The sequence below is a fragment of the Pseudomonas sp. S2_A05 genome, assembly GCF_054668485.1.
The window spans coordinates 2,018,532-2,031,564 of record NZ_CP162775.1; the positions used below are offsets into that span (position 1 = coordinate 2,018,532).

14 protein-coding genes and 1 pseudogene are annotated in these 13,033 nt (G+C 57.2%); 11 read left to right on the forward strand and 4 right to left on the reverse strand.

Annotated elements, in window-relative coordinates:
• Window positions 1-11: 11 nt before the first annotated feature.
• The 4 genes from AB4O12_RS09245 (at window position 12) to AB4O12_RS09260 (ending at window position 2,029) form a co-directional block, all read left to right on the forward strand.
• Window positions 12-611: an SEL1-like repeat protein gene (locus tag AB4O12_RS09245; protein WP_460061532.1), complete on the forward strand. Its 600-nt coding sequence runs from the start codon at window positions 12-14 to the stop codon at window positions 609-611.
• Complete coding sequence (locus AB4O12_RS09250; protein ID WP_460061534.1) at window positions 563-1,000, forward strand: sel1 repeat family protein; 438 nt, start codon at window positions 563-565, stop codon at window positions 998-1,000. Before AB4O12_RS09245 ends, AB4O12_RS09250 begins: the two co-directional genes overlap by 49 nt.
• Before the next feature lie 270 nt (window positions 1,001-1,270).
• Window positions 1,271-1,540, forward strand: a complete 270-nt coding sequence (locus tag AB4O12_RS09255) for a DUF2790 domain-containing protein (RefSeq protein WP_095180120.1) — start codon at window positions 1,271-1,273, stop codon at window positions 1,538-1,540.
• A 90-nt stretch (window positions 1,541-1,630) separates the two neighbouring features.
• Entirely contained in the window at window positions 1,631-2,029 is a 399-nt protein-coding gene (locus AB4O12_RS09260) for a hypothetical protein (RefSeq protein WP_095180121.1), read from the forward strand.
• On the opposite strand, the gene AB4O12_RS09265 is transcribed toward AB4O12_RS09260, so the two are convergent.
• On the reverse strand, window positions 2,026-2,295 hold the full coding sequence (locus tag AB4O12_RS09265; RefSeq protein WP_041480220.1) for a DUF1652 domain-containing protein: 270 nt from the start codon (window positions 2,293-2,295) through the stop codon (window positions 2,026-2,028). The two genes, AB4O12_RS09260 and AB4O12_RS09265, sit on opposite strands and share 4 nt — an antisense overlap.
• A gap of 369 nt (window positions 2,296-2,664) precedes the next feature.
• Here AB4O12_RS09265 and eco point away from each other — a divergent pair, with 369 nt between their 5' ends.
• Together eco and AB4O12_RS09275 are read left to right on the forward strand one after the other, a co-directional pair.
• Entirely contained in the window at window positions 2,665-3,150 is a 486-nt protein-coding gene (gene eco / locus AB4O12_RS09270) for a serine protease inhibitor ecotin (protein ID WP_258706766.1), read from the forward strand.
• Window positions 3,151-3,164: 14 nt separating this feature from the next.
• Complete coding sequence (locus AB4O12_RS09275; protein ID WP_258706767.1) at window positions 3,165-3,470, forward strand: NIPSNAP family protein; 306 nt, start codon at window positions 3,165-3,167, stop codon at window positions 3,468-3,470.
• 30 nt (window positions 3,471-3,500) lie between these two features.
• On the opposite strand, the pseudogene ilvA reads toward AB4O12_RS09275, so the two are convergent.
• Window positions 3,501-4,490 (reverse strand): annotated as a pseudogene (ilvA, locus tag AB4O12_RS09280) (threonine ammonia-lyase, biosynthetic); the annotation flags it as partial.
• Window positions 4,491-4,776: 286 nt separating this feature from the next.
• Between ilvA and AB4O12_RS09285 the strand changes: the two are divergent.
• Window positions 4,777-4,956 (forward strand): hypothetical protein, encoded by a 180-nt coding sequence (locus AB4O12_RS09285; protein ID WP_016774888.1) that lies wholly within the window; start codon window positions 4,777-4,779, stop codon window positions 4,954-4,956.
• Between the two features lie 15 nt (window positions 4,957-4,971).
• Here AB4O12_RS09285 and AB4O12_RS09290 read toward each other — a convergent pair whose 3' ends face one another.
• Complete coding sequence (locus tag AB4O12_RS09290; RefSeq protein WP_258706768.1) at window positions 4,972-6,273, reverse strand: ATP-binding protein; 1,302 nt, start codon at window positions 6,271-6,273, stop codon at window positions 4,972-4,974.
• 4 nt (window positions 6,274-6,277) lie between these two features.
• Window positions 6,278-6,979: a response regulator gene (locus AB4O12_RS09295; protein ID WP_016774890.1), complete on the reverse strand. Its 702-nt coding sequence runs from the start codon at window positions 6,977-6,979 to the stop codon at window positions 6,278-6,280.
• A gap of 253 nt (window positions 6,980-7,232) precedes the next feature.
• Between AB4O12_RS09295 and AB4O12_RS09300 the strand changes: the two genes are divergently transcribed.
• The 4 genes from AB4O12_RS09300 (at window position 7,233) to AB4O12_RS09315 (ending at window position 13,003) form a co-directional block, all read left to right on the forward strand.
• Window positions 7,233-8,390: an efflux RND transporter periplasmic adaptor subunit gene (locus AB4O12_RS09300; RefSeq protein ID WP_460061539.1), complete on the forward strand. Its 1,158-nt coding sequence runs from the start codon at window positions 7,233-7,235 to the stop codon at window positions 8,388-8,390.
• 15 nt (window positions 8,391-8,405) lie between these two features.
• Window positions 8,406-11,504 (forward strand): efflux RND transporter permease subunit, encoded by a 3,099-nt coding sequence (locus tag AB4O12_RS09305; protein WP_353188454.1) that lies wholly within the window; start codon window positions 8,406-8,408, stop codon window positions 11,502-11,504.
• A gap of 180 nt (window positions 11,505-11,684) precedes the next feature.
• Entirely contained in the window at window positions 11,685-12,326 is a 642-nt protein-coding gene (locus AB4O12_RS09310) for a DUF1345 domain-containing protein (RefSeq protein WP_460061542.1), read from the forward strand.
• A gap of 167 nt (window positions 12,327-12,493) precedes the next feature.
• Complete coding sequence (locus tag AB4O12_RS09315; RefSeq protein WP_056789698.1) at window positions 12,494-13,003, forward strand: hypothetical protein; 510 nt, start codon at window positions 12,494-12,496, stop codon at window positions 13,001-13,003.
• Window positions 13,004-13,033 lie beyond the last annotated feature (30 nt).

The following is a 13,033-nucleotide window of genomic DNA, read 5'->3' on the forward strand; positions in this document are numbered from 1 at the left end:
GGAAAATCAAATTGATAAACTTAAAAAAATTGTTCGCTACAACCTTCTGTGTCCTCCTTATATTTCTCTGCAATACCGCTAATGCAACACTAACAAAAGAGCAAGAAGAAGCGAAGAAGAAAGGCATTGAGCTCTACAATCAATACAAAGCAATATCCGCAATCGAGTTTTTAGAAATCGCTGCAAAGGGTGGTGACAATGAAGCACTTTACTATCTAGGAGAATCAATAAGAAAAAACAACAGATATATGACCCAAGAAGCGCAAAAGGCTTACGAGGAGTCAGCAAAGAAAGGCAATATTTACTCTATGATTCGGCTAGGCGGCGCGGATCAAGATTTGTGCGTAACTATGAATAATTGTTCTTCCTCTGAGCAATCGCCTAAAGATTGGATGAACAAAGCCAAAACCCTTGCTACAGATCAGGCATCTCATGGTGACGCTGAGTCGATGTACCTACTATGGGAGATAACAGGAAACGATGAATGGCTTGAAAAGTCCGCAGAAAAAGGTTTTGCATTAGCGCAATTTCGTTTAGCGACCAAGTATCAAGAGGGGGAGGCATGTTCCTACTACCCTCTAGCAGATCAGATGAAATCGAAAAATGGATGAAAGCCGCTGCAGAGAATGGTTATCCACCAGCCATGATGGGATTTGCCGCTACGAGGATTGAAAAAGCCGATTTGTCATCATTTAGAAAATGGAATGAAAAAGCTGCAGCCTCAGGCTATGCATCTGCAGTTTTTGGTTACGCGTCATATATTGGCGAAGCTGAACCAAAATACGGATTCGAATCAGACCCGGTAAAGTCATACGCACTATTGTCGAATCTACTGGAGCTTGATGGTGGTGGAAACGTAATAAACAACGTTAACGACGTATTGCCGGAAGTAGAAAAAAAGCTGTCAAAAGAGCAACTAGAAAAAGCAAAAGAACTCGCAAAAACGTGGAAGGCCACTCACCCACCGCTCTCGTTTTTTCCAGATAAGTTAGGGTACTGAAATTTAGCAGCACAGCCTTATCATTAATTTTTTTCGAGCACGTCAAAGCCTGTACCCTAATGATTCATATCGCAAACGACAAATGCCCGAGACAAGGGAAAAGCAACCGTAAATAACTCAGCTCATGTTCACATCGGTTAACTCAGCCTTAACGCCACAGTCAGAGACTCCATATCACCGCACACCCTCAGCTTTCCCCCGCTGACGCCCAGTGCGGCAGGCTCGCCCGGCTTCGTGCCGGGCGCCTACCCGCAACGCTGGAGTCCTCTCATGAACATTCGTCCCTTCCTGCTCACTGCCACCCTCGCCTGCAGCTCATACGCCGCACTGGCCCAAGCCAACGTCACCTCCGCCACATCGAATCAAACACCCTACCAATACGGCATGCCACTACACGTGGCGAAGGTGCTTTCGCTAACCGAGCCGCCGACCTCGGAATGCAAAGTCATCACCGCCGACATGAAATACATCGACAACACCGGCAAGCCCGCACAAATCAGTTACAGGAAATTATCTGACGCTTGCAGTCAACAGAACTGACAGACGCTTCTGATTTTCCGGTTGGCCATAGGCTTGGGGTGGCTTCGGCGGTTATGCTCGGGGCCTTCCCTACTGCCGCAAGGATTGGCCATGCAGTTGTCGTTCCGCACGTTGTCGAGCTTCACTTCAATCCTGTGTTTTCTGCTGGCGCTGGTCTGGGGATTTTTTCCGGAGGCGTTGCTGGCGATCTGGAGTATTGGCTATTCGGAAGGCACTGGCGTAGTCGCTCGGCGCAGCGCGGTGCTGTTTGCGGCGTTGGGGGTCATGTTTTATTTGCTGCGCAATGCTCCGCCGTCAGTGGCACGCAGTGCACTGAGCAATGGTTTTATCGTCGGCTGTTTCGGTTTGGCGGCGTTGGGTTTTGGCGAATGGCTCAATGGTCATGCCGGCCCCGGGATCTTGCTCGCGGTGCTGGTCGAGTTCGCGCTGGGCCTTGGTTTTGTGCAGGCCCGGCGCGTGACGGACGAACTGGGTGAGACGGTGGGTTAAACGGCTCGAGAACGAGCGCTGGTTTGATGTGTCGTGGTCTGTTGCGCGAGGTCGGAACGCAGGCCAGCGACCAGGTTGTTGATTTCACGGCAGCTGTTCAGGCGGCTGGCGTCGATTCCACTGACGTAGAGATCGGCTTGGTCGGTTCGATGGTCGCCAAATACTTTGACGGACATCGACAAGTCTGGTGTCAACGTGCACTGGCAGCGTTTCGGCAGGAAGCTGCTTTCAATGATGTTGCGTAATTCCAAGGCAGATAAAAACATGGCGAACCCTCTCCTTTCTGTGCGATTGCCAATCAAGTATTCACGCTGACCCTCTGCTGCGCCTTCACGGGTGTGCCCCCGCTGTTTCCCTGGTGCGGCAAGTGGTGGTACTGCGAAATGCCCATTGGAGTGTAGGCGCCCAAATCCTGTGCGCCTCACCAAAAGAACGCATAAAACGTGCCTTTGATCGGTTCGTTTTGCTCCCTTCAAAATCAAGCACTTGGAAATGTGGCCAGTATCCTGCTATTTGCAAATTGCATGAATCGACCACCCGTCCACTGCAATCTGCAATCTCCGGGCAAATTTGCTTTCGCAGACTATGACGGCAAGAATGTCTCCCATTGCAATTCAACCCGCACGGAGGCCTTCATGAATTCTTTAAGCGTTTGCGCGATCACCGGCCTGTTGATCGCCAACCTTTCCACTCTAGCCCACGCCGCCAAGCTCGAAGACGTCGCGCCGTATCCCAAAGCCGAAGCCGGGTTTACCCGTCAGGTCATCCATCTGCCCAAACAAGAGCAGGAGGAGAATTTCCAGGTTGAAATTCTCGCCGGCAAAACTCTGGAGGTGGATTGCAACCGTCAACGTCTGGGCGGTGTGCTCGATGAAAAGAACCTGCAAGGCTGGGGCTATCCGTACTATCGCCTGGAAAAGGTCATCGGTCCGATGAGCACGATGATGGCCTGCCCGCCCGGCAGCCAGAAAAAGCGCGCTTTCGTTCCGGTCGTCGGTGACGGCTTCATGTTGCGCTACAACAGCAAGTTGCCAGTCGTGGTGTACGCGCCGTCGGACGTCGAAGTGCGCTATCGCATCTGGTCGGCGTCGGACAAAGTCGGCACCGCCCTGCAGGAATAACCGGAGCCCAGCCCTTGATTACTTGCCACGTCAGATATGTGATCGATCCTTACCAGTTACCCGCTTTCGAAGCCTATGCCAAAGCGTGGCTCGACATCGTTGAGCGCTTGGGCGGCACCCACCACGGCTACTTCCTCCCCTCGGAGGGCGCGAGCAACATTGCTTATTGCCTGTTCAGTTTCCCGTCGCTGGCCGATTACGAAAGCTATCGACATATTGCAATGACAGACCCGGAAAGCACCGCACTGGTTGCCAATCTGGTCGAGAAGAAATTCATCGTCAGTTACGAGCGCACGTTTCTGCGCCCGCTGCTGCCCTGATCGACATCACGCCGGCACGCCGCAAGCAGCGGCGCGTTCGGCGACATGGCGCAGGCTGTCGAAGTTGATGTTGGCCCCGGAGTCGATGGCGACGAATGTCTGATCGCGAACCCCACTGCGCGCCACGTACTGCTTGATCCCCGCAACAGCCAGCGCACCCGAAGGTTCAGTGATCGAACGGGTATCGTCGTAGATATTCTTGATCGCGGCGCAGAGTTCGTCATTGCTGACCGTGATCACTTCATCTACACAGAAGCGGCAAACCTCAAAGCCATACGCGCCAATCTGCGCTACCGCTACGCCATCGGCGAAGGTGCCGACACTGGGCAGGACCACCCGCTCGTCCGCACTTAAAGCCACTTGCAGGCACGCCGAATGTTCGGATTCGACGCCGATGATCCGCACTTCCGGGCGCAGGTATTTGACGTAGGCCGCGATACCTGCGATCAAACCTCCGCCGCCGACCGGGATGAAGATCGCGTTCAGCGTGCCTTGATGCTGGCGCAGGATTTCCATAGCCACGGTGCCTTGTCCGGCGATTACGTCAGGATCATCGAAGGGTGAAACGAACGTGCATCCGCTCTGCTCGGCCAAATGCAACGCGTGGGCCAGAGCAAAGGGAAAACTCTCGCCATGCAGCAATGCGTCGGCACCGTGACTGCGCACGCCGAGCACCTTGAGCTCAGGGGTGGTAGACGGCATGACGATCGTCGCGGCGATGCCCAATTCCCGTGCCGCCAGCGCTACCCCCTGCGCGTGATTACCCGCCGATGCAGTGATCACTCCCCGCGCTCGCTGCTCATCGCTCAGTTGCACGAGTTTGTTGTAAGCACCACGGATCTTGAAAGAGAACGTCGGTTGCAGATCTTCGCGCTTGAGCAGGACCCGATTGCCCAATGTTTCCGACAACGCCGGCGCAGGCTGCAACGGCGTACGCACCGCAATGTCGTACACCGGTGCGGCCAGGATCTTTTTCACGTAATGCTCAAGCAGGGCTTGCTGGTCGGGGGTGTGCGGCATGGTCGTCTCCTGACATTTTTCAGAACCCCGGAGACAGAAAGTAAAAACCCGCCTCTAGGGCGGGTTGGGTGCTGCAGCCGTGAGCTAGCCCGCCAAATGAGGAATGGCGGTAATAATGCTTGGCTGGCAGCGCGATACGGTGAAAGTCATGGGCTGGAAATTAGCCTGCCAGCGGATGACAAGTCAATGGCCCGCTGCAGAACTTTGAATCTTCCTAATGACTGAACAGTCACTGCAAAAGAGCACAACAACTTCCGCTCCAAGCCGATGAAAGTGGAGATTGACCATGAATATCCGCCAAGCGCTATTCGCCGTCCCGCTGCTGGTCGCCGCCCTGTCCAGCCCTGCTGTATTCGCTGTCGATGAAAGCGACGCCGTGAAAAAGCCCGAATGTCCGAAAGGCCAGGTGTGGGACAGTAAAACCCAGCAATGTGTGTTGCAGACCAGCGGCACAACGCAGCCCTGAAATTCGTCATACGGTTCAGGCCGTGGCCGGCAACCACAGCCTGAATCGCGCCCCACCCAGCGGCGAACTCTCAACGGTAAGTGTGCCGCCCTGCGCTTCCAGCGCTCGGCGGCTTATCGCCAAACCGAGGCCGAACCCACCCGTCGCGCGATCACGGCTGCGGTCGAGCCTGTAGAACGGTTCGAAAATCCGCTCGCGCTCATCGTCGGGAATGCCGATACCATCATCGTCGACCCATATCTCACACCCTCCGGCAATGACCTGCACACCGATCTGAATGCGCTTTTCGCAATAGCGCATGGCATTGCGCAACAGGTTCTGGATGGCCCGGGCGGTCAGGCGCGGGTCCAGCGCGAAGCGTTCGAGTTGACCGTGCAGCAGAACGTCAATCACGATGTCTGGCGACTCCAGCTCCTCATCGACGCTGCCGAGAATGCTGTCGATGAATTCGTCCAGCGACACCTCGATGCGCTCAGGCGACTGCGCCGGATTCTGCAAACGGCTGTAGGAAAGCAACTCCAGCACCAATTCATCCAGCTCACGAATATGCGCGACCAAACTCTGCAGGCGCTCGCGGCTGGCGGCGGGCAAGTCTTCTGACAACGCCAGCGCCAGGCCGAAATCCAGACGCGTCAACGGCGTACGTAGCTCATGGGAAACGGCGTTAAGCAGATCGCGCTGCTGGTTGAGCAGGTTTTCGATATCGCCGGCCATGGTGTCGAACACGTTGGCGAGGCTGCCGATGTTCGAACTAGGGGCGATTCTGGTTCGCTCGCTCAAATGCCCCTTGCCGAAGCGTTCGGCAGTGCCCTTCAAACGTTCAAGATCGCGCCAGTGCGGGCGCAACCAGAGCAGCAGGCAGCCGAGCAACATGGCGCCGATGAGCACATTAATGCTCCAGTACAACAGATCGACGTCGACCGGATCCGGCGGTACGACCATACGCACGGCCATGTCCGCATTCAGCGGAGTGACTGCCAAAGTTCGCCAGCCCCAATCGCCGATGCGCACCACGTTCTCACCACGGTGCAAACGTTCCTGCTCGATGGGCGTGAACACCGGGTCGTCGATTGGCGTCAGGACGATGTGCAGCGGCTGGAATTCCTTGTCCATCGCCGCCGCAATCGCCGGCCATTGCTCTTGCGGCGCAGCATGAAACTGCTTGGTGATCAGCGATTGCAGACCTCGGGAGAATTCCAGATTGTAGGTGACGAAGCGATCACGGAAGGCCATGACCACCAGATCCGGCACCAGATAGATCGCCGCACTATAGGAGACGATCGTCACCAGATACAGGCGAAACAGAATGCGAAACATCAGCTCAGCATTCCCATTCGGAGCGGCTGAACAGATAGCCCTTGCCCCACACGGTCTTGATCTTGCGCGCCTCGCCGGCGTGATCATCGAATTTGCGCCGCAGCTTGGAAATCGCCACGTCCACCGAGCGGTCAGTGCCATTGAATTCAATACCGCGCAGCCGCTGAAGAATCTGATCGCGACTCAGCACTTCGCCGGCATGTCGGGCCAGCACCACCAGCAAATTGTATTCGCCGCTGGACAGTTCAACCGCTTGATCACGCCAGGTCACGGTGCGCTCGGACAGATCGATGCACAGATTGCCCATGACGATCCGATCGTTGACCGCCAGCGGTTCGCCGAGGCTGCTGCGCCGCAACAACGTGCGCACCCGCGCCAGCAGCACTCGTGGCTCGCAGGGTTTGGTGACGTAGTCGTCAGCGCCCATTTCCAGGCCCAACACCTGATCATGGCTGTCATCGCGAGCCGTGAGCATGAGGATCGGCAGTGTCGCCGAATCGGCACGCAGCAAACGGCATACCTGCAAGCCGTCGAGGCCCGGCAGCATGAGGTCGAGGATCACCAGATCCGGCGGACTGATCCGCGCGCGCTCGCGCACATGGTCGCCACGGCCGATGACGCTGACGGAATAACCGTTGCGCTCCAGGTAGCTGGAAATCAGTTCGGCGAGGGCGGTGTCGTCTTCGACCAGGAGGATGTTGGGCATGGGGTGTTCCAGAGAATGCTGTGGCGACAGTCAGGACTCATTCGCTCGCACATTGAAATGCGATCTCCTGTGGGAGCGAGCCTGCTCGCGAAAGCGATCGAACTGTCGCAATAAATTTCAAGGCCTGCAGGATATACGCCCTCACCCGCTACTGAGCAAAACCCTTACACAATTTCACACAGCAGCTACAAAGCTTCACCGCTAACCTCCCCGTCTGGCCGTAGGATGCGGCCTTCAATATTGGGGGTTGTACATGTCTGGAAAACTGCTGGCCGGGCTCGGCCTGATCGCATTGGCGCTGCCGCTGAGCGCCTGTGACTCATCCTCGAACGCCGAAGAGCAAGCACCACCAGCCACCGTGCGCATCGAGACCATCAAAACCCAGCCATTGTCGATCAGCAGCGAACTGAGCGGCCGCATCGCCGCGCCACGGATTGCCGAAGTGCGTGCGCGAGTGGCCGGCGTAGTGTTGCAACGCACCTACCGCGAAGGTAGTGACGTGAAAAAAGGCGATGTGCTGTTCCGCATCGACCCGGCACCTTTCAAGGCGGATCTGGACAGTGCCGAAGCCGCGCTGCGCAAAGCCGAGGCCAACGCCTTTCAGGCCAGATTGCAAGAACAACGCTATGCGCAGTTGATCGAGGACCAGGCCATCAGCGGTCAGGACTACGACAACGCCCGCGCCGCTGCCCGGCAGACGGCAGCTGATGTCGCGGCCAGCAAAGCGGCGCTTGAACGGGCGAAACTGAACCTCGGCTATGCCACCGTCACCGCGCCGATTTCCGGCCGTATCGGTCGCGCCTTGGTCACCGAGGGTGCGTTGGTCGGGCAGAACGAAACCACGCCGCTGGCGTTGATTCAGCAACTCAACCCGATCCATGCCGACCTCACCCAGTCGACCCGCGAGCTCAATGAACTGCGCCGGGCATTGCGCTCCGGGCAGTTGCAGGAAGTCGGTCAGGATCAAGCGAAGGCCACGCTGATTCAGGATGACGGTAGCGTGTATCCGTTGCCCGGCAAGCTGCTGTTCAGCGACATCACTGTCGATCCCGGCACCGGGCAGATCATTGTGCGCAGCGAGTTTCCCAATCCGGATCTCGACTTGCTGCCGGGCAGCTTCATCCGCGTACGCCTTGAGCAGGCAACCATCCAGAACGGCATCACCGTACCGCAACGCGCGGTGCAGCGTGACAGTGCCGGCATTGCCCAGGTGCTGACTGTCGATGAACAGATGCGCGTGGCGCAGCAACCGGTGCAACTGGGTGCGGTGCAGAACAATCGCTGGATCGTCACCGGCGGCCTGAAGCCCGGCGACCGTGTTGTCATCGAAGGCCTGCAACACGCCCGTCCCGGGGAAAAGGTGCAGATCGACGCAACCCCACTTCCACTTGCCCAGACCACTGGTCAGTAAGCAGGACGCTTCTATATGCCGCAGTTCTTTATCGACCGCCCGGTGTTTGCCTGGGTGGTCGCCCTGTTCATCCTGTTGGCCGGTGTGCTGGCCATTCCGCAGTTGCCGGTGGCGCAATACCCCGACGTTGCACCGCCGCAGATCGAGATCTACGCCGTCTACCCTGGCGCCTCGGCGCAAACCGTCGATGAAAGCGTGGTCAGCCTGATCGAAGAAGAGCTTAACGGCGCCGATCACTTGCTCTACTTCGAATCGCAAAGCAGCCTGGGCAGCGCGACGATCAAGGCGACTTTCCAGCCGGGCACCAACCCGGAATTGGCGCAGGTCGATGTACAAAACCGCCTCAAGGTAGTCGAGTCGCGCCTGCCGCAAGCGGTCAATCAGCAGGGTTTGCAGGTGGAGAAGGTCTCTTCCGGTTTCCTCTTGCTGATCACCCTGACCTCCAGCGACGGCAAGCTCGATGACGTGGCGCTCAGCGATTATCTGGCGCGCAACGTGATGAACGAGATAAAGCGTCTGGACGGTGTCGGCAAGGCGCAGTTGTATGGTGCCGAGCGGGCTATGCGCATCTGGATCGATCCGCAGAAGCTCATCGCGTTCAACCTGACGCCGGCCGATGTCAACGAAGCCATTGTTGCGCAGAACGCCCAGGTTTCGGCAGGTAGCATCGGTGATCTGCCGTCACCTTCGACGCAGGAAATCACCGCGACAATTCTGGTCAAAGGCCAATTGTCGACGCCGCAGGAGTTTGCCGACATCGTGCTCAAGGCCAATCGCGACGGCTCCACGGTGCGCATCGGTGATGTTGCGCGGGTCGAAATCGGCAGCCAGGAATATCAGTTCGGCACACGCCTGAACGGCAAGCCGTCCACCGCCGTTGGCGTGCAGCTTTCTCCAGGCGCCAACGCGCTGAACACCGCGACACTGGTGCGGGCGAAGATGGATGAACTGGCGCGCTACTTCCCGGCCGGCGTGGAATACAAGATTCCTTACGACACTTCGCCATTCGTCAAAGTCTCGATTACCAAAGTGATCTACACCCTCGGCGAAGCGATGCTGCTGGTATTTGCAGTGATGTTCCTGTTCCTGCAAAACGTGCGCTACACGCTGATCCCGACACTGGTGGTGCCGGTGGCGTTGATGGGCACTTTCGCGACCATGCTGGCGCTGGGGTTCTCGATCAACGTGCTGACCATGTTCGGCATGGTGCTGGCCATCGGCATTCTGGTGGATGACGCCATCGTCGTGGTGGAGAACGTCGAGCGGATCATGGCCAGCGAGGGCCTGTCGCCCAAGGAAGCCACGCGCAAGGCGATGACGCAGATCACCGGGGCGATCATCGGCATTACTCTGGTGCTGGTCGCGGTGTTTATTCCGATGGCGTTCATGCAGGGTTCGGTAGGGGTGATCTATCAACAGTTCTCGCTGTCCATGGCCACCTCGATTTTATTCTCCGCGTTCCTCGCCCTGACCTTGACGCCGGCGCTGTGCGCGACATTGCTCAAGCCTGTCGGCAAAGGCGAGCACCACGAGAAGTCCGGATTTTTCGGCTGGTTCAATCGCCGATTTGAGCAATTGACCGACCGTTATCAGGGTTGGGTCGGCTATGCGCTCAAGCGTACGGGTCGCTACCTGATGATCTACGTGGTCCTGCTGATTGGACTCGGAATCTGTTTTGCGCGCCTGCCCTCCTCGTTTCTGCCGACCGAGGATCAGGGCTACACCATTACCGATATTCAATTGCCACCCGGCGCAACGAAGAACCGTACTGTACAAGTAGCCGAGCAGCTCGAAGCGCACAACGCCGGTGAGCCGGGAATCAGTGACAGTGTGGTGATCCTGGGTTTCAGTTTCTCCGGTAGCGGGCAGAACGCAGCGCTGGCGTTTTCGACGCTCAAGGATTGGTCGGAACGTGGCAGTGACGATGCTGCCAGCTCGATCGCCGATCGCGCCAACGCGGCGCTGAGCCAGATCAAGGACGCCATGGCCTTCTCGGTGCTGCCGCCGCCGGTGGATGGCCTTGGCACGTCCAGCGGTTTCGAGTTCCGCTTGCAGGATCGCGGTGGTCTGGGCCATGCGACGTTGATGCAGGCGCGTACGGAACTGCTCGCCGCCGCCGAGAAAAGTCCGGTATTGATGAACGTCCGTGAAAGCGCACTGGCCGAAGCACCGCAGGTGCAGCTGATCGTCGACCGCAAGCAGGCGAATGCCTTGGGCGTATCGTTCGCCGACATTGGCAACGTGCTGTCCACTGCCGTGGGTTCGAGCTACATCAATGACTTCCCCAATCAGGGCCGCATGCAGCGGGTGGTCGTGCAAGCCGAAGGTGATCAGCGCAGTCAGGTGGATGATTTGCTGAAAATGCATGTGCGCAACAACGCCGGGAACATGGTGCCGCTGTCGGCCTTCGTTCAGGCCAACTGGATTCAAGGCCCGGCGCAGTTGACTCGTTACAACGGCTATCCAGCGATCGCGATATCTGGTGAACCGTCACCCGGGCACAGTACCGGCGAGGCCATGGCGGAAATCGAACGACTGGTTGCGCTGGGGCCGAAAGGTCTGGGTCAAGAGTGGACCGGTTTGTCGTTGCAGGAACGCCTGTCCGGCAATCAGGCGCCGATTCTGCTGGGCCTGTCGCTACTGGTGGTATTCCTGTGTCTGGCGGCGCTGTACGAGAGCTGGTCGATTCCGACCTCTGTATTGCTCGTTGTCCCGCTTGGTGTGCTCGGCGCGGTACTCGCCGTGACACTGCGCGGCATGCCCAACGACGTGTTCTTCAAGGTCGGACTGATCACCATCATTGGTCTGTCGGCGAAAAACGCGATCCTGATCATCGAGTTCGCCAAGAGCTTGTATGACGAAGGTCACGATCTGATCGATGCGACGTTGCAGGCCGCGCGTTTGCGTCTGCGGCCGATCGTGATGACATCGCTGGCGTTCATTCTCGGTGTGGTGCCGCTCGCGATTGCAACTGGCGCGAGCTCGGCAAGTCAGCAAGCGATCGGCACAGGTGTGATTGGCGGGATGATCACCGCGACACTGGCAGTAATCTTCGTGCCAGTGTTTTTCGTCGTGGTCATGAAGCTCGTACAGCGATTCACCAAACAACGCTGATCAAACTGTGGGAGCGAGCCTGCTCGCGAATGCGTCCGGTCTGCCAACACTAATGTTGAATATGCTGACGTCTTCGCGAGCAGGCTCGCTCCCACAAGGATTGGCCAACATCATGCGCAGTGGCCACATCTGTCATCGCTGGGCTAAGGTGGTGAAACCTCCCTCGCCTACCGAGCTTTCATGCCCTTCCTCGCCCGCACCCACCCTCGCCTCTCCGCCGCCGCTCTGCTCGGCCTCGCCAGCGGCCTGTTGGTCCCGGCCGGTTCCATCGTCAGCAAAATCCTCATTGGCTGGAACGTCGGTGTCTGGACATACCTGATTCTGATGTTCTGGCTGACCATTCGCGCCAAGGCACCGGACGTGCGACGCATCGCCGAAGTCGAAGACGAGAACGCCGGACTGGTGCTGTTTGTGGTGTGCATTGCCGCGTTGGCCAGTCTCGCCACCATCACCCTTGAACTGGCCGGCAGCAAAGACCTGGAAACCTCACGCAAACTCATGCACTACGGGTTCACAGCGCTGACAGTGACCGGCTCATGGCTGCTGATAGGTGTGATCTTCTGTGTGCACTACGCCAGATTGTTTTACACCTGGGACGGCAAAGAGCCGGCGCTGCGTTTTGCTGAAGGACTGACCACCCCCAATTACTGGGATTTTCTGTACTTCTCGTTCACCATCGGCGTGGCTGTGCAGACTTCGGATGTGGGTGTTGCAACGCGGGATATTCGAAAGATTGTGCTGGCGCAGTCGTTGATCGGTTTTGTGTTCAATACGGCGATCCTCGGGTTCTCGATCAACATTGCAGCAGGATTGTTCGGCTGAAAAACACGGCTTGTTCTGGCAGTTCAAAGCTCACAAAAACGTACGCCTGTAAACTGTCAACACTGACAGTTTACAGGCGTACTGTATTCACGCTTCCATACAACATCCAGAAGTAGGACGGGTCAGTCTTTGGATGTCCCCAACCATATTGTATGGAGATAAAACTCATGAGCTATGCAGCCCGAGCCTACACGACGATCTCTCCGGTTTTAGCGCCGACCTATTTGTCAGCCACTATCAACGGCGATGCCAACCCAAACTACAGGTTTGTCAAAATCCCTCAATTCATGGAGTTTCGATCTACCTCTGTACCTTCCTTCGGGCCGAAGCCCTACCCGGAAGGCCTGCGTTACGTTCTGACAGCTGGACACACTAAGGATGGTGTGACGCGTACGCTTGAGTTTGTGTTCCCTTTTAAACCCCAATCGTCGACCTATGACCTCTCCAAAGATAGCGATGATGTCAGAAGTACCTACTATTCCAATCCTGCGACGGGTGATCTGCACGTCTCTGTGAGCGGGAGCCTGACATTGAAATATGACGACATTAAAAAAACCCTGAGTGGCACTTGGTCCGGCACATATGACCATGGTGGAGAGAGCGGCAACGAAGAGTTTCCGATCACTGGGGAGTTTGTCGCTAACGCAGACCTGAGCAAGAGAAAAAACGCTTACTGACTACGACAAAAAGGAAGCTGCGAGGCTTCC